Below are 22,747 nucleotides of genomic sequence, written 5' to 3' on the forward strand. Positions count from 1 at the left end.
ATCATTTAATTATTGTTTAGCTGCTAATTCAAGAAATTTTGCTAACGCTTCTTGCCAAGTTGGTATTTCAAAGCCTAGTGCCGTTGTTTTACTTAAATCCATGATCGCATATTGTGGACGAGTAGCTTTTTGCGGGTATTCAGCTGATGTTACAGGCGCCACATCTACTTGTGTGTCTTTCAAGATCTCTTTGGCAAATTCATACCAAGAACAGCTATTTTCATTAGATAAGTGATAAACACCAAACGGCGCTTTTTTCTCAATCACAAAGGTCATGAATTCTGCCAATGTACGGGTCCAAGTAGGACGGCCAAATTGATCATTTACGACTGTTAGACGATCATGTGTCTCAGCAAGTTTTTGCATCGTATAAATGAAATTATGTCCGTAAATACCAAATACCCAAGAAGTCCGGATAATGTAGTAGTCTTCCATGATTTCTTGTACGGCTTCTTCACCTAAAAGTTTCGTACGACCATATTCATTCAATGGATTTGTTGCATCATCCACTTGATACATACCTTCTTTTTTCTTACCATCAAAAACATAATCTGTACTGATATAAACTAAGGTTGAGCCCGCTGCTTTTGCCCCTTCAGCCACATTGCGCGTACCATCAACATTGATTTTTTCATCTAACTCTTTGGCTTCATCTTCTGCCTTATCAACTGCTGTATAGGCAGCACAATGATAAATAATTTCTGGCTTCATCTCAGTAATGAATTTGTAGGTACCTTCTTTGTCTGTGATGTCTAGTTGATCAGCATCTGTGGAAACATATTCGATCTTCTTTTCATCTAGTAAGTGACGCAATTCTGTTCCTAATTGTCCCTGTCCACCTGTGATTAAAATCATTTATCTCGACTCCTTATTCTTATTAATTTTTTTCAAAAAGATATAGCTGCTGCTCACAGTTTATGAGCCTTTAATGAAAAACCCATAAAAAAGGCAGGATACACCTGCCGATTTTGATTTGTATTATTGGCCGTTTTTCGCGTAATTGCTTTCAACCGCTTCTTTTTCGGCACTCCACCAATCTTCGTGATCAGTATACCATTTAATCGTATCTTGTATCCCTGCACGGAAATTAGTAAATTCTGGTGCCCAGCCTAATTCTTCTCGTAAACGTGTTGAGTCAATCGCATAACGTAAGTCATGACCAGCGCGATCATTTACATGTTCGTAGGCATCTTTTGGTTGATTCATTTCTTCTAAAATAATTTCCATGACTGTTTTATTGTCTTCTTCACCATCAGCACCGATTAGATACGTTTCGCCGATTTCTCCTTTAGTCAAAATCAACCAAACAGCAGAAGAATGATCGTTTGTATGAATCCAGTCACGAACATTTTTTCCATCACCATATAATTTTGGTCGAATCCCTTTTAAGATATTCGTGATCTGACGGGGAATAAATTTCTCGATATGTTGATAAGGTCCGTAGTTATTTGAACAGTTAGAAATCGTTGCTTGCAGACCAAATGAACGGACCCATGCTTTGACTAACAAATCTGAACTTGCTTTACTTGATGAGTAGGGACTTGAAGGATTGTAGGCTGTTTCAGAAGTGAACTTTTCCCCTTCTCCTTCGCCATGACCAGGCAAATCTTCTCTTAATGGTAGATCTCCGTATACTTCATCAGTAGAAACATGATGATAACGTACATTGTGTTTGCGGCAAGCTTCCAGCAAGGTATACGTTCCAATGATATTTGTTTGAATAAATGGAAATGGATCTTTTAAGGAATTGTCATTGTGTGATTCAGCCGCATAATGAACAACGGCGTCTGTTTTTTGGACCAAACGATCGACTAGATCAGCGTCAGCTACGTCACCTACTACTAATTCTACGCGGTCTTCAGGCAGACCTGCTAAGTTTTCTTTATTGCCTGCGTAAGTCAGTTTATCTAAGACTGTCACATGGACTTCAGGATGATTGTTCACGACATAATGGACAAAGTTCGAGCCGATAAACCCGGCGCCACCAGTTACAATAATATTTTTCATCTAATTTCCCTCCTAGATTTCACCATAAACGAAAGGATTTTCAGCTTCAAATTCTTTCAAGGTTGGTTGTTTTGCATCTTTTTCTGATGTGATTGCCTTTTCAATAGCAATCGGCCAATCGATTGCTAAATCTGGATCAGCAAACGAGATTCCTCCATCTGCTTTTGCATCATAATAATTATCACATTTGTACATGAAATTGACATTCGGTGTCAATGTCACAAAACCGTGGGCAAAACCACGAGGGACTAATAATTGACGATGATTGTGTTCAGAAAGGATATACCCTTCCCATTTTCCATAAGTCGGACTTCCTTTACGAATGTCCACGATCACATCAAGAACTGCACCCGTTACCACACGAATCAACTTAGTTTGTGCAGACTTTCCTTTTTGAAAATGCAAACCACGCAACACTCCTGGTTGAGTCGACAATGAATGATTGTCTTGAATAAAGTCAAAATCGATGCCAGCTGCTTTAAAGTCTTCTACTGAATAGCTTTCAGTAAAAAAGCCGCGATGATCGCCAAAAACTGCAGGTTCGATAATTTTAACATCGGTTAGATTTGTTTCAGTTACTTTGATTTTTCCCATAATTATTCCTCTTCTGCTAAACGTAATAAGTATTGACCATATTGGTTTTTCTTCAACGGTTGTGCCAATTCAATCAATTGTTCTTTTGAAATATAGCCCATTCGATAAGAGATTTCTTCTAAACAAGCGACTTTTAAGTTTTGACGTTTTTCAATCGTTGAAATAAACGTCGATGCTTCTAATAATGATTCATGGGTCCCTGTATCTAACCAAGCAAAACCACGACTCATTACTTCAACAGATAATTTATTCCGTTTTAAGTATTCTTTATTCACATCGGTAATTTCTAATTCACCACGTTCAGATGGTTGGATGTTTTTAGCGATCTCAACCACTTCATTGTCATAGAAATACAGACCAGTTACTGCATAATGAGATTTTGGTTTTTCTGGTTTTTCTTCAATGGAAACAGCCTGCATGCCGCCATCAAATTCTACCACGCCAAAACGTTCTGGATCATTCACATGATACCCAAAGACAGTTGCGCCTTCAGTTTTCTTCGCTGCTCGTTGCAACATTTTAGACAATCCATCACCATAATAGATATTGTCGCCTAAAACTAGGCAGACACTATCATCGCCGATAAATTCTTCACCGATAATGAACGCTTGTGCCAAGCCGTCTGGACTTTCTTGCACTGCATATTCAATATGGATGCCTAATTCACGACCGTCACCAAAAAGATTTTCAAAACGCGGTGTGTCTTGTGGCGTCGAAATGATCAAGATTTCATTGATTCCAGCTAACATTAACGTAGACATTGGGTAGTAGATCATTGGTTTGTCATAAACCGGCATTAATTGTTTTGAAGTCGCTTTAGTCAACGGATATAAACGCGTCCCGCTGCCTCCTGCTAAAATAATTCCTTTCATACTTACACTTCCTATTCCTTATGGATTCAATCTTCTTATCAATATGGCATTTCGCCAGATAAACTAAGTTTATTGCATCAGTTAAATGTAACCGTCATTTAGCAAAAATCGTTTGCTGTCTTATAAATTAGATGAATACACATCTTTTTCAATACATACGATAACATTATACCTGATGTTAAGTGGTAGAAAAATCGTTTTATTACTTTTTTTTAACTTCCTTTATTCTTTTTCTAACCAATTGCAAAGCATTCCAGCGCCATTTAAATTGTTGAACCCGCGAAGCTGTCGTCTTGATCTCTGAAGCATTTAGTCCATGACGGCGATAATAAACCAACCGATCAGGAATAAACACAACTCCTCGATTATAATCTGCCAGCAATCCAATCCACATATCATGCATTGGAACAGTCGCTGGAATCGGTAAGACAATATCTTTTAACGTTGCTCGAAAAGCCATTCCTGCACCAATATAACTGCTTTTAACAAGATTATGCCAAAATCCGGCTTGAGTGTGACGCATCGCTTGATAAGACGGCTCTAAAATGGCAAAGTCATTGTCTACAATAACTAAATCAGAAACTACGACTTGCGTTTGTGGATTTTCAAAATAAGGCAGGATTTTTTCTATTTTATCTGGCTGCCAAACATCGTCTTGATCACTCAGAAAAATAATCGGCTGGGTACTTTGCTCGATTGCGTTCGCAAAATTTGCGATTACTCCCTGGTTTTTGTTTTGAAAAAGCTTAATCCGTGGATCTTTTGTTTTTAAATCTAATAAAAATTCCCACGTACCATCGGTTGAATGGTCGTCGGAAATAATCAGCTCGTCATATTCTGAAAGTTGTGGGAGGATGCTGTTCAATTGTTCTTCAATAAAGTGACGGCCATTATATGTCGCCATACAAACGGAAATCCTCGTCTTGGACTGCTTATTCATTTCCTACCTCCATCATCAAAAAAATTGCCAGCCCCACTTGTGGAAATATTTTCCCATCGACTGTAAGAAAATAAAAAATAATTTCCGATTTTTGACTGCGCCGCGTTCATATAGATGTGTCACCGAAAATTGCGGACTGTAGATTACTTTATACTCTGCTTGTTCCACTTTGCGGCAAAGATCATTGTCCTCAAAATACATAAAGTACCGTTCGTCAAATCCTGCAATCTGATTGAACTTAGCTAGGTCTACTACCATAAAACTGCCAGAGATCATTCGGACATAACTATCTTGATCATCTGGTAATCCTCGACATTCAAATTTAGCCAATCGGTTAGCAAACATTTTTTTGATAAACTTAAACGGAACAAAGCGCAAGATATAATCAAAAACATTTAAATGATTGCGGATCAAGTATTGTGTCGTTCCATCTTCATTTAAAATTTTGGGCGCTAACAATGCACACTCCGGCCGACTTGCTAAATGTGTGACCATTTCTTTCAATTGATTCTCTGAAAGAATGATATCTGGATTGAAAATAATGCCATAGCCAGAAGTATTCAACAAATTGCTATTATGCCCAAACCCAAATCCCTTGTTCTCTTTATAAAAATCAATCGTCACAAATGAATAGGTGAGATATTTGCTTAACCGCTTGCGATACGCCGGTTCTGAAGCATTATCAAAAATTTTGATCTGAATCGTCTGATCATCACCTAATGTGTTGATCAATGCATCCAGACTCAAAAAAATCTTATCACTATTATGAGTCACGATGCTGACAGTCACATTCATATCCTTGCTATTCATCACGAACGATAACACTCATTTCTTGAAATATTTATGCAGCACTTGCAAACGATAATCCTTGTTTCCGAAGAAACGAAAACTTTTTGTAATGAAACTATATTTTTCACTGATCAAACCAATTAATTCTAAAAGAAAAGTCAACGCAAAAAGCATGGCGACAATCAAAACAATCGTTCCTATGCGACTCGTATAATTTAACAATAACGCTGTAAATGAGAACAACACTGCAATGGCGTAGATTGTCAAAACCGCTCCTCGATGGGTGAACCCTAAGTTCAGCAACCGATGATGCAAATGTTGTTTATCCGCTACAGAAATAGGCAATTTTTTAGCTTTGCGACGAACCATTGCGAAAAAAGTATCTGTTACTGGTACACCTAAAATAATCAGCGGAGTGATTAAAGAGATGAACGTAACATTCTTCAATCCTTGCAATGACAGCACCGCAATCATGAAGCCTAAAAATAAAGCTCCGGTATCCCCTAAATAGATTTTAGCGGGATGAAAATTATAAGGGAAAAATCCCATAATACTTGCGACTAGGCAAAAGATTGCTAATGAGATATAGACTGTCGATGAATGCAAAAAGAAATACCCGATAACACCGATTGTCGTTAATCCGATAATCGATACTCCAGAAGCTAATCCATCCAATCCATCGATCAAATTCAATGCATTGGTGATTCCATAAATCCAAAACAGTGTTGCTGGTAAACTCAACCACTCAAGATTAATCCGACCAAGTAACGGCGCTGTAAAGAAATTAAAACGAATCCCTGCGAAATAATAAACGACAAGTGCGGCTAATAAAATCCCAAAACTTTTTTGTCTAGGAGTAAGTTCATACTTATCATCAAGTAATCCGGTGATCACGATGATCAAGCCACCCAATAAAATCTTACTAATATAGTCAAAAGGAATCACTTCACGAAATAGGACTAATGAAGAGATAGCAAAAGTAATAAAGATCGGCAAACCACCTGCACTAGGCATCGGTACTTGATTCATTCGGCGTGCATTGGGATTATCGACTAATCCTGTTTGGACAGAAATTATTTTAAAAATCGGAGTCAAAATCAATGCAATCAAGAATGTTAAAAAATACCTGATAATTAGTCCGAAAGATACTAACATGTTGCCACCTGCCCTTTTCTAAAATTATTATATAAGATCCAACGTTCTTTACAAGGTCCTCTTCACATCTTACAACAAAACTTGAGATTATTTCTTCGTAAATCGCTCTTTTAATTTATTGAACCACTTATTCACACGATTGGATCCCTCTTTGACCTCTTGACCTGTGAGATATTCTTCGATTGTCACATTCAATATACCGCCTAAAATAATGATTGTCGCGGAAAAATTCAGCCAAAACATCAAAACGATAAAACTTCCGATGATTTGATACCCAGAAACACGTTGTGCAAAAGTTTGAGCATACAGACTAAACCCTTGAGCTAAGACGATCCAGCCAACTGTTGCAAAAATCGTTCCAGGCAATGCATATTTTGGTCGTACGCGTGCATTAGGAATCACGATATATAATCCGCCTAGAATCACTAATAACCCAATCAATGTTACTGGCCAACGCAAGGTTAAAAATGTATCAATAATATCAGGTGAAAAGTGTAATAATTGCTGCAAAGCATCTAAAATCACTTGACCTGCACTGAAAAACAAGGCGACAGCTACAATCGCCATCATAAAGATCCCCACGATCCCAACTGACACGATTCGACTAATCACAAAGTTCCCACGTTTTTCCACTCCATACGCCCGGTTCAACGCTGTTTGCAAGGCATTAATCCCACGACTAGAAGACCACAAGGCAGCTAATACAGATATGGACAACATCCCGCCTGAAGTATCTTCTAACAAGCCGACGATTGCTGGCTTTAAAAAACTGAAAACATTCGGTGGAATCGCTTCGCTTAAATAAGGTAAGACGATTTCCGGTGTAATATTAAAGTATGGCAGCAAATTTCCTACGATAATCAGCAGCGGAAAAAAAGACAGCAACAAATAATAGGCAACTACCACTGAGCGGTCGCCTATTTCTGTTTCTGTTAAATGTTTGCGGATCGATTGGATAAAATCCATTAGTTTCTTATTCTTTTTAATTTTATCTATTGGTCCCATAAAGTCCTCGTCATCTTAGTAAGTTCCTTCTTCACCTTGTGAAGTTAAAATTTTTGGTCCTTCTTTTGTGATTGCTAAGGTGTGTTCATATTGCGCGCACCAGCCGCCATCACGCGTATAAGCGGTCCAACCATTTGGATCCATCTTCATTTGCCACTCACCTGTATTGATCATTGGTTCAATCGTAATGACCATACCTTCTTTTAAGCGTAATCCTTTGCCGGCAACACCATAATGCGGAATCGCTGGTTCTTCATGAATCGTTGGTCCAATGCCATGTCCGACAAAATCCCGAACAACAGAAAATCCTTCACCTTCTGCATAAGTTTGAATCGCATGACCGATATCTCCGATCCGATTGCCGACTTGTGCTTGTTCGATTCCTAGATACATCGCTTTTTTCGTCACTTCCATCAATCGTTTGATTTCTGGTGACACTTCCCCGACTGCATAAGACCAACAAGAATCTGACATGGCACCTTTATATTCGACACACATGTCTACTTTGATCAAATCGCCATCTTTTAACGGTTTTTTTCTTGGAAAACCATGACAAATTTCGTCATTGATACTGCAGCAAGTTGCATACTCATACCCTTCAAAACCTATTTGAGCAGCTATCCCACCATGACTTTCAATAAAGTTCCTAACAAATTTTTCAATATCCATACTAGTAATTCCTGGCTTTATGAAATCTCGTAAATGACGATGGACATCAGCCAATAATTCGCCTGATTCATTCATCATTTCAATTTCGCGGGGTGATTTTAAAGTAATCATGTTCTCGTCTCCTAATTTCTTTTAATCTATCTACTTTTCTGGTGAAAAATGGCTCAGATGTTCAAACTGGTTGTCTTTTTGACTATCGAATGATATACATTAGTAGTTTTTCACAGCTTACTTGCTTATCATTGATGTCTGAAAAATTGGGCAAACATCCTTTTTCATCTTATTTATTTTAACATAACACTATAAAGCGAACAAATGGTTAAAAAGCGGTGTTTTCCTTTTGATTTTTATTTTGATATAATGACCATAAATTTAGCTTAAAGCTAAGGAGGAATTCTTTTGACATTAGCAAAAATCGTTTATGCCAGTATGACTGGAAATACTGAAGAAATCGCCGACATCGTCGCTGAAGCTTTCGAGAATTTAGATCTTGAAGTGGAAATCGATGAATGTACGCAAGTAGATGCCGAAGATTTTGAAGATGCCGACATTTGTGTCGTTGCTACTTATACTTATGGTGAAGGAGATTTACCTGATGAGATCATGGATTTCTATGAAGATCTGCAAGAACTGGATCTAAGCGGAAAAATTTTTGGTGTATGCGGTTCAGGAGATAGTTTTTATGATCAATATTGTAAATCAGTTGATGATTTTGACGCGGCCTTTTTAAAAACTGGAGCATCTCGAGGTGCCGATAGTGTCAAAGTAGAAATGGCAGCTGAAGAGGAAGACATTGAAAACTTAGAAGCTTTCGCAAAAAAAATCGTCGAAGCAGCCTCATAGACGGTTACAACAGATGCACCGAATCGGGGCATCTTTTTTTATCAGTTGAGCCTCACTTCTTTTGAGAAAATCTAAGAAATGCTAAGATAGAATGATGAAAAAGGAGGAATAAAAATGGTTTTACCAAATTTTGAAGAACTCTTACAAAAATATGCCCATCTAATTGCTAAAGTTGGGGTAAATATCCAAAAAAAAGACACTGTTGTCGTTTATGCTAGTGTGGAACAAGCGACATTGGCTCGCCTTGTCACTAAAGAAGCCTACCGATTAGGCGCGGCCGAAGTTCTCGTACAATGGAACGACGACACCATCCAACGCGAATTTTTAAGTCATGCTGCAGAGGAGCGAATCACTGAAGTTCCCGCCTATAAAATTGATGAGGCAAATGACTTTGCCCAAAAACGTGTGACGCGAATCAGTATTGTTTCACAAAATCCAGATGCCTTATTAGGTGTAGATACTAATCGTGTGGCCGCTTTCCAAGCAGCTCGAGGAAAAGCCTTGCAAGCAGTCATGGAAGCCACTCAATCAAATAAATTACGTTGGACTGTTGTGGCAGCCGCTAGCCCAGCGTGGGCGGAAAAAGTATTTCCAGAACTTGCTTCAAGCGAAGAACAAGTGGATCGATTGTGGCAAGAAATTTTTAAAACGACTCGTATCTACACAGAAGACCCAGTCAAAGCTTGGGAGAAACATGACGCAACTATGCGAGAACAAGCTGAACGTCTGAATAAAGAACAATTTTCTGCACTTCACTACACTGCTCCTGGCACCGATATCGTTATTGGTTTGCCAGAAAATCATGTTTGGGAAGGTGCTGGCAGTTTTGCTGCCGATGGCAACGAATTTATGGCCAATATGCCGACAGAAGAAGTATTCACTGCACCTGATCGTAACCGGGTGGACGGCTATATCACTAGTACGAAACCATTAAGCTATGCCGGAACGACATTAAATGAAATGAAATTTACTTTTAAAAATGGGCAAGTCGTTGAATTTTCTGCCAAAAATGGAACAGATGTATTGGCATCATTATTGGCAATTGATGAAGGGGCCAAACATTTAGGTGAAGTAGCCTTGGTGTCAGACCCTTCTCCCATTTCTCAATCAGGCATTACTTTCTTCAATACCTTGTTTGATGAAAATGCATCCAATCATTTAGCACTTGGTGCAGCATATCCTTTTAGTGTTGCAGGCGGTACTGAGATGACGAAAAAAGAATTAGCCGATGCTGGCCTGAATAGCAGCCAGACTCATGTTGATTTTATGGTAGGATCTGCTCAAATGAATATCGACGGTATCCGTAAAGATGGTTCAAGAGTTCCTATTTTCAGAAATGGTGACTGGGCCTAAGCTAAAAACCACTTAGAAAAATTTCTAAGTGGTTTTTTATGTTCCCGACTGGAATCGAACCAGCGACCTATCGCTTAGGAGGCGATCGCTCTATCCTACTGAGCTACGAGAACAGGACTTTATCATTGTAGCGATTTTAACTTCTTTTAGCAAGATGTGCAGACAATTAATCCATTCACTGTTCAACTATTCTACTAGCAAAAAAAGGAAAAGACTTATTTCCGTCTTTTCCCTTTGCTTTTTTTACTCTTTTTTTCATTTTTCTTCTTTTCACTTTTTTTAATAGGTGCTTGTGTCAATAATTCTCCACCAAATAGATAGATTGGTGCAAGATTTAAATCAAGTTTCTTAGCAATCTTAGTTAGATCTGCTTTTTCTTGCGGTGTGACAAATGTGATGACAACCCCAGTATTCCCCATTCGGCCAACGCGACCGGCCCGATGGAGGTAACTTTCCTCACTTAGCGGAACATCTGTATTCACCACAAATGGCAATGCTTCGATATCTAATCCGCGACTTGCTAGATCGGTCGTCAACAAACCTAAGACTTGATGTTTTTTAAATTGTTCAATGGCTGCTTTACGAGACATTTTTGCTTGATCCGATGCGAGACTGGCAACTGGTAAGTGGTGGAAAAGTAATTTTTCTTCAGCGCTTCCCATATCGTTTAATTGATTGAAAAACACCATTCCCCAAAACGATGGCAAATTCAATAACCGCCGTAATTGCTCGACTTTTTTACGCTCACTGACCTCTAAATAAAAATGCTGAACGTCTCCTTGACTATCGTCTTCTTCTGTTACATCGACCAATAGCAATTCCGATTCAAACTGATTCAATTCCGCTAAAACAACATCTGCTGTTGCAGAAAAATATAAATGTTGGGTGTTATTATCCGTCGCTTTGACTATTTGTTGAATGAGCTGCAGACTTTGTCCTTGGACTAATTGATCTACTTCATCAAAAACGATGGTTTTGATAGTCGGCGCTTTGATTTTTTTAGCTGTAATTAATTCCAAAACACGACCTGGTGTCCCAATCAATACTTCTGGTTTTTTCTTCAATGCCTCTTGTTGTCGTTTGACATTGGCCCCGCCGATCAATGGCTGAACTTTCATGCCTGAGCCGGCGAGCCATTTACGAGCCACTTCAACGACTTGCATCGCTAATTCTTGCGAAGACGTCAAAACTAAAAGTTGACTGGGATTTCCTGGTATTAGTTTGTTAAACAACGGCAGTAAATAAGCCAATGTCTTACCGCTGCCAGTTGGAGCGATTCCAACAAGATTTTTGCCTTCAGTAATCGCTGTAAAAACTTTTGATTGGATCAGTGCCGGTTTTTGAAACCCGGCTTCCTGCCAATTTTTTTGTAAAAATGGAACAAAATCCTGATTATTCATAGTTTCCTCTATTCCTCGTCAGCATCAAAAACGATACCCGCACTTTTTCGCATATCATAAATCACTTGGTTCACATTACGAGATAATTCGACCCATTCTTCATACTCAGTCCCCAACTTGTGGTCAGTTGGATTCAAGATCACTTGCGCGAAGTTTTCGGCTTCTTCTATCATAGGATTTTCCAATTGATGAACAGATAATTTTTCTCTGCGCTGATGGTTGCGATCATGAAATACTGCTTCATCAATCGAATTAATCGCATTCATCACTAAGGTCCCATTTGTCAAATAAATCTCTGATTGTTGGAAACTATCTCCGATTTTCCCTGTTCGAATCGTGACGTCAAAATGATCATAGCGCAAGATCCCTGTACCGATACCATCCACATCTGTTGCGATCTTTTGGCCATAATAAATACTTTCATTTGGCAGACCAAACCACGCCAGCGCTGCATAAATCGGATAAACACCAAGATCGACCAATGCTCCGCCTGAAAAGTGAGGAGAGAACACATTGGGTTCTTGGCCAGCTAAGACTTTGTCGTAGCGTGAAGAGTATTTCATGTAACTAAAATCTGCCCCAATGATCTGGTTTTTTAATGGCAGAAAATCTGCGACTGTTTTGAAAGCTCGCTCATGGATATTACGAGCTGCTTCAAAGAAAAAGACGTTTTTCTGATTAGCTAACTCGATAATCTCAGCCATTTCTTTTGGTGTTGAAAAGGCAGGTTTTTCAACGATGATGTTCTTACCAGCTAAGATTCCTTGTTTGGCTTGTTCAAAATGCAGACTATTAGGTGAAGCAATATACACGGTATTCAAATGTTCGAGGGCAAAAAATGTCTCCAAATCGGTCGCATATTCCACATCGCCGTATTTTTCACCAAATGTTTGTGCTGTTTCTAACTTTCGAGAATAAACGGCTACTAACTGATAATTTCCAGTTTCATGTGCCGCTTGAACAAATTGATCAGTAATCCAATTTGTTCCGATGATACCTAAATTAATCATGACTTCTCCACCTTTCAATGATTTGGATCAATAAATTTTTGTTTCAAATCAAAAGGAACTGCTCCTTTGATTGAAATAGTCTTCTGGTCTACTTCACAATTATACGCCAAAACTTGTACGCCGTCTGTCTCAGCCATTTTTATCGCATCATAAAGTGCTGGCTGCATATTGCGATGAATCGTTGCGACTTGAATATGTAAAAATTGTACGATAAATAAGACATAACAATGATACCCTATTTTTTGTGCCAAGCGTAATTCTTCTACATGTTTCAATCCTCTTAGCGTTGGCGCATCAGGAAACGCCCCGATCCCTTGATTTTCCAACGTCATACCTTTGATTTCAACAAATCCTTTTTCTTGCTGATCTGTCTCGAAATAAATATCGAATTTTGAATGTTCAAAGGTAAATTCTCGTTTTAAATAGGTGATCTGCCCTTTTAATTTTGGTAATTGAATCTGCCCTGCTAAGATTCCTTCTGCTGCTAATGCGTTAGGAATCTGTGAATCGATATTGATCCAACTTTCTCCTTTTTTGACTGCAATCAAATCGTAAGCCGTTTTCCGTTTGAGTGACGGTTGATGACTCACTGCCACTAAAGCATTTGCTACTAATAATTCTTTGCTGCGTCCTGTATTTTTTACATGAGTGACGATCACCTCACCCGTTTCTATCAAACAACAAGAAGCCACAAACCGATTTCTTCTTTCAATAAAAACAGCTAGCTGAATGGCAGAATAGTTCATTTTCTATCAGCGTCCTTTTAAAAAGTTAAATAGTCCTTAAGTCGGATGGAAAGAATCCTTACTTTATTATATAGTATAACAAAGTAAGGTAAAAAGGCTATTGGTTCTGTTCTACCTAATTTTTTTAAGAACATTTATTGTAATGAGTGCTGATAGCAATGAACATTTTGCTTAGTCTAAAAGTGTGAAAGGAGTTTTTTTGATGAGATTGAAATGGCCTGTTTTACTCAGTGCAACCTCCCTTGGTGTGGCGGCAGTGAGTAAGAGATTTGTTCAAAAACGTGAAGCAAAAGATCTAAATACTATTTATGTCGGTTCTTGGACATTCAGTCATCCTAAAAGTCATAAAACTCACACTATTACAATCTATCCAGATCTTTCGATTATTTTAGATGGCACTGCCATCATCTATCATTTGATTGAATTGAGCGACCAAAAATTGGCAATTCAAGATCAATATGGCTACCATTTATTGATTAAAACAAAAAACGGTACACCAGTAACTCTTTATGATGAGTTAGAAGACGTTTCGTTTCCAATTCTTCCACTCAAACAATAAATGAGGAATCATTAATCAATACTTCACAAATCCAGCAAAATCGCTGTTTGCGAACATTTTAGTTCAAAAAAACTATCCGAACGATAGCGGATGGCTTGCTTCTATGCTTTAGCAAGCCTCGTCGCAACTGCATGATGAGCAGTTGCTTTCCGTCTTCTATCGTTCGGATAATTTGTCTAGTTTTCATTTATATCATAATTAGTAATCTTTTGGATTAATTTATTGATGAATCAATGCACGTAATACTTGATCCACGTTTTCAGCAGCTTTGCGACCTTCACGAATCCCCCAGATCACTAGACTTGGACCACGTCTAGCATCTCCTGCCACATAAACCTTTTCATTATTTGTAGTGTAATCTTGATAGATTTCTTGTATACCAAAGTCATTCAATAGACTTTTTTCAGCTCCGACAAAACCCATCGCTAACAAAACCAAATCAGCTTTCACTGTTTTTTTCGTCCCATCAATCGGCTGGAATTGATGATCCACTTGATTTGTTTCAATTGCAATCACTTGGCCTCGCTCCGCTCCGATAAATGCTGTCGTCGCAGTACTGTAGTCTGTCAATTCAGTGTTTTTTGTCTTTCCCTCTGCTTGACCATAGCCTTCTCGATCAATCATCGAATATTCTGGCCACGGGTTGTCGGTTGCACGAATTTTAGGCAGTTGTGGGGTGATTTCTAATTGTTTGACAGAAGCTGCACCTTGTCGAAGCGCAGATCCGATACAGTCATTCCCCGTATCGCCACCGCCAATCACGACTACATGCTTACCTGATAATTTTTGAGCAGCCGCTTGCTTTCCATGCTGTAACACATCTTTTGTACATTCAGTCAAGTAATCCACTGCAAATTTAATCCCGTCTAATTCACGACCTATGATTTTCAAGTCTCGTGGAACACTGGCACCACTAGCGATTATTATACGTTCATAGTTTCTTTGTAACTCAGCAGCCGAAATATCTACCCCAACTTCTGTGTTCAAAACAAATTCAATCCCAACTTCCTTCATCACATCGATTCGGCGTTGAACGACTTCTTTGTCTAATTTCATATTAGGAATCCCATACATGAGTAAACCACCGGCCTGATCGCTGCGTTCATAGATAGTTACTTGATGACCCAATTGATTTAGTCGCCAGGCGGCAGAAAGTCCCGCTGGACCTGAACCAATAATTGCTACTTTGAAGCCCGTTCGCTCAGCTGGCAGACCATCTGCTTTGACCCAATCATTTTCAAACGCATGGTCGATGATAAATCGTTCATTATCATGAATTGTCACACCCGTTCCGTTCAATCCTTCAGTACAAGCTTTTTCGCAAGGAGCAGGGCAGACCCGCCCAGTCATCTCTGGCAACGGATTTGTTTTGACCAACCGTTCAAATGCATTTTTGAAATCCCCACGAAAAACGAGATCGTTCCATTCAGGAATCAGATTATCATTGGGACAACCTGAGACCGCCCGTTTCCCTCCATAGAAAACACCCGTATGACAAAAAGGAATCCCGCAATTCATACAACGTGCGGCTTGTTCTTGTCTTTCTTCTGCGCTAAGTGGTATTTGTAGTTCTTCCCAATCATTAATCCGTTCTGTGATTGGACGATATGGATTATCTTTACGTTGGTATTTTAAAAAACCAAATGGATCTGCCATCTTAGCCACGCTCCTTTCCAATCGGTGCTGTTTGCTCACCGATTACTTCGATGAAGGCTTTTTCAATCAGCTCTTCCCCAGTTAAGCCAGTTTTCGCTAATTGTTCAGTCATGCGAACCATTTCATGATATTCTTTTGGATAAACTTTAACAAAGTGTTTCTGAGCATTCTCCCAGTCATCCAATAATTCAGCCGCCTTCAATGAATCTGTATATGCCAGATGATTCTCAATCATTTCTTTTAAGATCATGTCATCGCCAGTTTCACCCAATTTGAAAAGTTCAACCATCTCCATGTTGCACTTTTTAGAAAAAGTATCTGTCGGATCGTAAACATAAGCAACCCCGCCAGACATTCCTGCAGCAAAATTTCGGCCAGTCGGTCCTAAAATAACTGCAGTACCGCCGGTCATATATTCACAACCATGATCACCAACACCTTCAACAACAACTGTTGCACCGCTGTTTCTGACACAGAAACGTTCACCAGCTTTTCCGCGAAAATACCCTTCACCACGGTTTGCACCAAAACACACAACATTACCAACAATCGGGGAATTTTCTATATCGTAAGCCGCATCTTTTGGCGGTACGACGATTATTCGACCACCGCTTAAACCTTTGGCTACATAGTCATTGCCTTCACCAATCAATTTTAGTTCCATTCCTTGAGTAATAAATGAACCAAAACTTTGGCCGGCGATTCCAGTATAAGTATATTTAATCTGTCCTGGAATTAGTTTATAATTTCCAAATCGTTCTGCAATCCAACCGCCCATTCGTGCACCAACTGTTCGATCAACATTGTTGATGGTGCAATTCATTTCTAATTGTTCGCCATTTTTGATGGCCGCTTCAGCAAATTGATCCAGCTCAGACCATTCGCGTTTTTCTTTAAATGGATCTTCTGTTTTACGCTGAATCCCTACACTTGTTGAAAGAATCCGTGAAAAGTCCAATGATTTTGCTTTTCCTTTAGCAAGAAAGCGCGGTTCCAATACTTCTGTGTGTCCGACCATCTCATCAATACTTCTAAAACCTAATTCAGCCATGATTTCTCGTAGATCTTCGGCGATAAAATACATCATATTAATCAGATGTTCAGGTTTTCCTACAAAGAACTTTCGTAACGCTGGATTTTGCGTAGCAATTCCTACAGGACATGTATTCAAGCTGCACACCCGCATCATGACACAGCCTATCGCAACTAATGCTAATGAAGCAAAACTATATTCTTCAGCCCCTAACAAAATCGCCATCGCTACATCGCGACCAGTCATCAACTTCCCATCGGTTTCTAGAGTCATCCGCTGACGTAAATTATTCATCGCCAATGTCTGATGTGCTTCAGCAACGCCCATTTCCCATGGCAAGCCCGCATCTCGAAGTGAATTTCGCGGTGAAGCTCCCGTTCCGCCATCATAACCTGAAATCACTACGACATCTGCACCTGCTTTAACCACACCTGTTGCAATTGTACCTACACCTGTACTTGAAACTAATTTAACATTGATCTTTGCATAAGGATTGATGGTTTTTAGGTCATGGATCAATTGGGCCAAATCTTCGATCGAATAAATATCATGATGCGGCGGTGGTGAAATTAAACGGACACCTGGTGTCGAACCGCGAATTTCTGCCACCCAAGGAAAGACTTTATTTCCAGGTAATTGACCGCCTTCACCTGGTTTTGCTCCTTGGGCCATTTTGATCTGTAATTCTTCCGCGCTCATTAAATACTCGGCATTGACACCAAAACGTCCGGAGGCGACTTGTTTAATCTTACTATTGAAATTTTTTCCATCTGCTTGCGGCTTGAAGCGTTTGCGATTTTCTCCGCCTTCACCGCTGTTAGATTTTGCTCCGATTGCGTTCATGGCCTCAGCGATACATTGATGTGCCTCTTCGCTTAATGATCCGTAAGACATTGCTCCGACTTTAAAGCGTTTCACGATTTTACTGACTGGCTCTACTTCCGACAGTCTCACTGCCGGACGATTTGTTTTAAATGTCCACAATGCACGTAAATTGGTCGGCTCATCTAATGCTTCCTGATTCATCTCAGTAACATATTGTTTGAACAGCTGGTAATCGCCCGCACGAACTGCTTGTTGGAAACTGTAGATTGTCTTGGGATTAAACAAATGATGTTCTCCCTCTGCTCTATACTGAAAACTTCCACCAGAAGCCAGTGAATCATTTTGTCTCGGACCGTAAGCTAGTTGATGACGCTGTAAATATTCTTCTTCAATTTGTCGTAAAGTTAATCCGCTAATTCGGCTGACAGTTCCAGTGAAATAGTTTTTAATAACCGATTGGCTGATTCCTACCGCTTCAAACAATTGTGCTCCTTGATACCCTGTGATGGTGGAAATCCCCATTCGTGACATCACTTTCACGATTCCTTTTTCAGCAGCTTTACGGTAATTTTCCAATCCATTTTCAATAGTAAAGTCACTTAATGTGGCATAGGCACCGTATGGGTGAATTCCGCTAGCCCCATAACCAATCAATGTAGCGAAGTGATGGACTTCACAAATCTCTGCAGAATCAACTACTAAACTCGCACAGGCAGCTTTTCCTTTTCTCACTAGATAATTATGCAATCCTGATACAGCTAACAAGATTGGTATCGCCATTTTTGCTTGTTCTGAACCACGGTCACTTAAAACTAAAATCGTCCCTCCATTATCAATGGCGGTTTCAGCAGCTTTAAACATTTGCTCCAAGCCTAATTCTAAAGAATTGTGTTGTCCCAATGAATATAGCGTTGAGATTGTTACCGTTTTTTGTCCCTTTGTATTCAATCCAAGAAGTTTTTGAAAATTTGAACTGCTGAGTACCGGACTGTCAATCTTTAATTTCTGACAATTCTGCGGAGTCTCTACACGAATATCACCATCACGACCCAAGAACATCTCCGTACCAATTACTAATTGTTCACGGATTGCATCAATCGGCGGATTGGTCACTTGAGCAAACTGTTGTTTAAAATAAGTAAATAATGATTGAGGCTGATGACTTAGTACAGCTAACGGTGCATCGTAACCCATTGAAAGAACAGGTTCCTCCCCTTTTTCTGCCATTGGTAATAGCGCCCCGCGAATAATCTCATCGCTATACCCATTTAGTTTCCACATTCTTTGCAACTCTTTTTTAGTCATGGAGGTCTCGTAAGACTCAGCTTCTGCCAATTGTGATAATTCGATTCGATTTTCACTCAGCCATGTTTTATAAGGATGCGCATTGGCATATTTTTCTTTGATTTCCTGATTGCGGTAAAATTTTCCGTGAATAGTATCCACTAAAATCATATTTGCTGGTCCTAAGACACCTTTTTCAATAACATTTGCTGGAGCAAAATCAACAACCCCTGATTCTGAGGCAACTTGAACAAAACCATCTTTAGTAATGGAGTAGCGAGAAGGTCTCAAGCCATTACGATCCAATGTCGCTCCAACCATTTCACCATCTGTAAAACACAATGCTGCCGGACCATCCCATGGTGCCATAAAACTGGCATTGTATTCTTGAAAAGCCGCCAGCTCTTCGCCTAAGCCAGATTCTTCTGACCAAGCTTCTGGGACCATCATCATCAATGCTTGAGGAATATCACGGCCATTACGATACAAATACTCCATACAATTTTCTAACTTGGCAGAATCTGAATCCTCCTCGTTGTATACTTCGATACCATGGCTTTTCATCCAATTTTCCGAACCCCGTAAAGTATTGATCTCGCCATTATGAGCTAAAAAGCGAAATGGCTGTGCTCGATCCCAACTAGGAAACGTATTGGTAGAAAAACGGGAATGTACTACGGCAATACTTGCAGCAAATGCTTCATCTTGTAAATCATCATAAAAAATCCCGACTTGGTAGGCATGAAGCATTCCTTTGTAGACAATGGTCTTACTAGACAAACTACAAATAGTCAGCTCACCTAGATGATAAATTTTCTCTAGTTTACGTCGCAATCGATACAAACGATCCTCAAAATCACGATCCTGTTCAACTTCTACTGGTCGTTTTATGAAAAACTGAACAAAACTAGGCATAACTTTTTGTGCGCCGGGTCCACAGTTCTCATATTGAAATGGAACATCTCGCTGCCAAAAAACTTGGTATCCTGCTTCTGTGATTTCTTTTGCCAAAGCCTGTTGCAACCCTGCTTTTTGTCTTTTTTCAGCTGGTAAAAAAAACATCCCTACCGCATATTGTCCCCGTTCAGGCAATGATATCCCTGCGGTGCTCGCTTCTTTTCGAAAGAAATCGTCTGGAAGTGTCGCTAAAATCCCTGCACCATCTCCTGTTTCTGGTTCTGCCCCAGTACCTCCACGGTGATTCATTCGTTCCAGCATCGTCAATGCGTGCTTCACCAATTGATGAGAAGCTTTGCCTTGCATCTGAGCAATAAATCCCATACCACATGCATCTTTCTCAAACGAAGGCTCATACATAGTCGAAACTGCTGATACATGTTCTTCTGCTTCTGTCATTGACATCCATCCTTTAAATAGTTTGACAATTCTCATTTATTTTTAATATACTACCTTTTTTTAAAAAGATAGGCAAGCGTTCTTAGAACTTTTTTTTAATTACTTTTGTTATACTAATCTGCTATTTTTAAAGAAAAATCCAATCAAATGGAAAAAAAAAGATTTATTTGGTAAACTTAATCTGATATGCTTCGTTATGAAAGGATGAACATCAATGACGCCAAATCGTGAGGATTACTTAAAATTAATATTAGAATTAGGTGGCGATAAAGAAAAAGTTAGCAATAAAAAGATCGTTGCTGGTTTGTCCATTTCTGGAGCTTCTGTCAGCGAGATGATCAATAAACTAGTCAAAGAAAAACTTGTTGAACATTCTCCTTATCAAGGTGTTCAGTTGACGCCCACCGGTTTAGAAAAAGCCAGTACACTCGTTCGCAAGCATCGCTTGTGGGAAGTTTTCTTAGTTGATCACCTTGGTTATTCATGGAATGAAGTCCATGATGAGGCAGAAGTATTAGAGCATGTGACATCTTCGCAACTAGAACAAAAATTGGATAATTATTTAAATCATCCTGTCTTTTGCCCTCATGGTGGAATGATTCCACAACAAGGACAGACCGTTCACGAAAATGATCGTCAGACGCTGATAAACTATCCTGAAGGTACAAATGTTCGAATTGCGCGTGTTTTGGATGAGAAAGATTTATTGGATTATTTGATGGATCTTGGTGTAAATATCCATGAAGAATATACGATTACAAGTATTGCGGCTTATGAAGGACCCATCACTTTACAAAATGAGCAAAAAGAAGTGGCAATTAGTTACAAAGCGGCATCAACGATTTTTGTTGACGCACTGTAATTCGTTGTATCACCTTGCATATTGATCACTGTATATCTCTAAAGAAACTAGAAGTGATCAGTAATGTTTTCTCAGCCTTTTTAAGAGAAAACAACTAACTTAATATTTATTGACTGATAATAAAAAATCATTTTTATTTGAAAATGACTATATTATATAATTTAGGAGTGGATTGTATGGAACAAGCGGCATTATTCACCATCTTTGGTGGTACTGGTGACTTAGCACAACGAAAACTTTATCCTTCGTTGTTTCGCCTATATAAAAAGGGAAATCTCGCAGATCATTTTGCTGTAATTGGTACAGCTAGACGACCATGGAGTGATGAACACTATCGGGAGATTGTCCGTGAAACAATCAAAGACTTGGCACCTACAGACAAAGAAGCGCAAGAATTTTCTGATCATTTTTACTATTTGTCCCACAATGTCAACGACACTGAGCACTATGATCAATTAAAAGAATTAGCTGATCAATTGGATGATACCTATCAATTACAAGGCAACCGTATATATTACTTAGCGATGGCACCTCAATTCTTTGGTACAATCGTCAATCATCTAAAATCCCAAGCGATTCTGACAACGACTGGTTACAACCGCTTAGTGATTGAAAAACCCTTTGGCTTTGATTATGACTCAGCTAATAAACTAAATGATCAAATCCGCAACGTATTTCCAGAACAAGATATTTTCCGAATCGATCACTACTTAGGAAAAGAAATGATCCAAAATATTTCCGTGATCCGTTTTGCTAACAATATCTTTGAATCACTATGGAACAATCGGTATATTGAAAATGTCCAGATTACATTCTCTGAAGCTTTAGGCGTAGAAGATCGTGGCGGCTACTATGAACATAGTGGTGCTTTAAAAGATATGGTACAAAATCATATCTTACAAGTTGTCGCGTTGTTAGCGATGGAAGTCCCTACCTCTTTTTCTAATCAATCAATCCGAGAAGAAAAAGTCAAAGTGCTCCAAGCCATTCGCCGGTATGATTCTGAGGAAGTTCTCCAAAATTTTGTTCGTGGACAATATGACGCTGGTGTGATAGATGATCAAACATACAGCGCTTATCGTGACGAACCAAATGTTGCTGAAGATTCTTTAATGGAAACGTTTGTTGCTGGAAAATTTTTGATTGATAATTTCCGCTGGTCCGGTGTTCCATTTTATGTTCGAACAGGAAAACGAATGACTGAAAAAGGGACTCGAATCAATATCGTCTTTAAACAAGTTCCTGTCAATGTCTTTAATTTTGAGCAAGCAGAAGCCGATGGTGAAGAATTGCCGCAAAATATTTTGACAATCTATATTCAACCAACAGAAGGATTCTCATTGACCTTAAACGGAAAAAAAATTGGGCAAGGGTTTAATACAGAACCAGTCAAATTAGATTTCCGTCAAAGCGCTGAAGTAACTGAAAACAGCCCGGAAGCATATGAAAAATTATTGTTGGATGCCTTACATGGCGACGGCACTAACTTCTCCCACTGGGATGAAGTAGCAAATTCTTGGGAGATTGTTGACCGAATTCGCAATACTTGGGATCAAACTACACCAGGATTTCCTAATTATGCGGCTGGAACAATGGGCCCGCAGTGTGCCTTCGATCTTTTAGCCAAAAATGGACACGAATGGGCTTGGCAACCAGATCAATGGTATCGTGAACGAGGAAAATTAAAATAAACTCACTTTATAGAAATATCCTTTACTTAAAAGAGCGATGATCACACTGATCATCGCTCTTTTATAAAAAAAACATGCCAAGAATTCTCCTGGCATGT

At 39.2% G+C, this 22,747-nt stretch carries 19 protein-coding genes and 1 tRNA gene; 5 read left to right on the forward strand and 15 right to left on the reverse strand.

The window, feature by feature from the left end; all coding sequences use genetic code 11:
- Positions 1–9: 9 nt before the first annotated feature.
- The 9 genes from rfbD to map form a co-directional block, all read right to left on the reverse strand.
- On the reverse strand, positions 10–855 hold the full coding sequence (gene rfbD / locus P7D84_RS07770) for a dTDP-4-dehydrorhamnose reductase (protein WP_311805883.1): 846 nt from the start codon (positions 853–855) through the stop codon (positions 10–12).
- Between the two features lie 123 nt (positions 856–978).
- A complete protein-coding gene (rfbB, locus tag P7D84_RS07775) occupies positions 979–2,007 on the reverse strand; it encodes a dTDP-glucose 4,6-dehydratase (RefSeq protein ID WP_311800208.1) in 1,029 nt (342 codons plus the stop codon).
- A 12-nt stretch (positions 2,008–2,019) separates the two neighbouring features.
- The gene (rfbC, locus tag P7D84_RS07780; RefSeq protein WP_311805884.1) at positions 2,020–2,601 is read right to left on the reverse strand and encodes a dTDP-4-dehydrorhamnose 3,5-epimerase; all 582 of its coding nucleotides are present in this window, start codon (positions 2,599–2,601) and stop codon (positions 2,020–2,022) included.
- 2 nt (positions 2,602–2,603) lie between these two features.
- Entirely contained in the window at positions 2,604–3,473 is an 870-nt protein-coding gene (gene rfbA / locus P7D84_RS07785) for a glucose-1-phosphate thymidylyltransferase RfbA (RefSeq protein WP_311800210.1), read from the reverse strand.
- Positions 3,474–3,675: 202 nt separating this feature from the next.
- Positions 3,676–4,413, reverse strand: a complete 738-nt coding sequence (locus tag P7D84_RS07790) for a glycosyltransferase family 2 protein (protein ID WP_311805886.1) — start codon at positions 4,411–4,413, stop codon at positions 3,676–3,678.
- 15 nt (positions 4,414–4,428) lie between these two features.
- Positions 4,429–5,223, reverse strand: a complete 795-nt coding sequence (locus P7D84_RS07795; RefSeq protein ID WP_311800261.1) for a glycosyltransferase family protein — start codon at positions 5,221–5,223, stop codon at positions 4,429–4,431.
- A gap of 15 nt (positions 5,224–5,238) precedes the next feature.
- The gene (locus tag P7D84_RS07800) at positions 5,239–6,357 is read right to left on the reverse strand and encodes an MraY family glycosyltransferase (protein WP_311800212.1); all 1,119 of its coding nucleotides are present in this window, start codon (positions 6,355–6,357) and stop codon (positions 5,239–5,241) included.
- An 87-nt stretch (positions 6,358–6,444) separates the two neighbouring features.
- Positions 6,445–7,362 carry a YihY/virulence factor BrkB family protein gene (locus tag P7D84_RS07805; RefSeq protein WP_311800213.1) on the reverse strand — a complete coding sequence of 306 codons (918 nt, stop codon included), beginning with the start codon at positions 7,360–7,362 and terminating at the stop codon, positions 6,445–6,447.
- A gap of 15 nt (positions 7,363–7,377) precedes the next feature.
- Complete coding sequence (gene map / locus P7D84_RS07810) at positions 7,378–8,142, reverse strand: type I methionyl aminopeptidase (RefSeq protein ID WP_311800214.1); 765 nt, start codon at positions 8,140–8,142, stop codon at positions 7,378–7,380.
- Between the two features lie 288 nt (positions 8,143–8,430).
- Between map and P7D84_RS07815 the strand changes: the two genes are divergently transcribed.
- Both P7D84_RS07815 and P7D84_RS07820 read left to right on the forward strand, forming a co-directional pair.
- Positions 8,431–8,874, forward strand: a complete 444-nt coding sequence (locus P7D84_RS07815) for a flavodoxin (RefSeq protein WP_311803253.1) — start codon at positions 8,431–8,433, stop codon at positions 8,872–8,874.
- Positions 8,875–8,988: 114 nt separating this feature from the next.
- Positions 8,989–10,227 carry an aminopeptidase gene (locus P7D84_RS07820; protein ID WP_311805887.1) on the forward strand — a complete coding sequence of 413 codons (1,239 nt, stop codon included), beginning with the start codon at positions 8,989–8,991 and terminating at the stop codon, positions 10,225–10,227.
- Between the two features lie 39 nt (positions 10,228–10,266).
- Here the strand turns inward: P7D84_RS07820 and P7D84_RS07825 are convergent.
- From P7D84_RS07825 to sfsA, 4 genes are all read right to left on the reverse strand, one after another.
- A tRNA-Arg gene (locus P7D84_RS07825) sits at positions 10,267–10,340 on the reverse strand.
- Between the two features lie 102 nt (positions 10,341–10,442).
- Positions 10,443–11,627, reverse strand: a complete 1,185-nt coding sequence (locus tag P7D84_RS07830) for a DEAD/DEAH box helicase (protein ID WP_311805888.1) — start codon at positions 11,625–11,627, stop codon at positions 10,443–10,445.
- Between the two features lie 8 nt (positions 11,628–11,635).
- Entirely contained in the window at positions 11,636–12,637 is a 1,002-nt protein-coding gene (locus P7D84_RS07835; RefSeq protein WP_311800218.1) for a Gfo/Idh/MocA family protein, read from the reverse strand.
- A 14-nt stretch (positions 12,638–12,651) separates the two neighbouring features.
- Positions 12,652–13,383: a DNA/RNA nuclease SfsA gene (gene sfsA, locus P7D84_RS07840; protein WP_311805890.1), complete on the reverse strand. Its 732-nt coding sequence runs from the start codon at positions 13,381–13,383 to the stop codon at positions 12,652–12,654.
- A gap of 202 nt (positions 13,384–13,585) precedes the next feature.
- Here sfsA and P7D84_RS07845 point away from each other — a divergent pair, with 202 nt between their 5' ends.
- Entirely contained in the window at positions 13,586–13,942 is a 357-nt protein-coding gene (locus tag P7D84_RS07845; protein ID WP_311805891.1) for a DUF4828 domain-containing protein, read from the forward strand.
- A gap of 219 nt (positions 13,943–14,161) precedes the next feature.
- On the opposite strand, the gene P7D84_RS07850 is transcribed toward P7D84_RS07845, so the two are convergent.
- Both P7D84_RS07850 and gltB read right to left on the reverse strand, forming a co-directional pair.
- Positions 14,162–15,598, reverse strand: a complete 1,437-nt coding sequence (locus P7D84_RS07850; RefSeq protein WP_311805892.1) for a glutamate synthase subunit beta — start codon at positions 15,596–15,598, stop codon at positions 14,162–14,164.
- A gap of 1 nt (position 15,599) precedes the next feature.
- A complete protein-coding gene (gltB, locus tag P7D84_RS07855; RefSeq protein WP_311805893.1) occupies positions 15,600–20,096 on the reverse strand; it encodes a glutamate synthase large subunit in 4,497 nt (1,498 codons plus the stop codon).
- Between the two features lie 214 nt (positions 20,097–20,310).
- On the opposite strand from gltB, the gene efaR reads away from it, so the two are divergent.
- Together efaR and zwf are read left to right on the forward strand one after the other, a co-directional pair.
- The gene (gene efaR / locus P7D84_RS07860; protein WP_311800223.1) at positions 20,311–20,958 is read left to right on the forward strand and encodes a transcriptional regulator EfaR; all 648 of its coding nucleotides are present in this window, start codon (positions 20,311–20,313) and stop codon (positions 20,956–20,958) included.
- 176 nt (positions 20,959–21,134) lie between these two features.
- On the forward strand, positions 21,135–22,649 hold the full coding sequence (zwf, locus tag P7D84_RS07865) for a glucose-6-phosphate dehydrogenase (protein ID WP_311805894.1): 1,515 nt from the start codon (positions 21,135–21,137) through the stop codon (positions 22,647–22,649).
- Positions 22,650–22,747: the final 98 nt, after the last annotated feature.

The sequence above is a fragment of the Enterococcus dongliensis genome (assembly GCF_031927985.1).
GTDB classification, from domain to species: Bacteria; Bacillota; Bacilli; order Lactobacillales; family Enterococcaceae; genus Enterococcus_A; species Enterococcus_A dongliensis.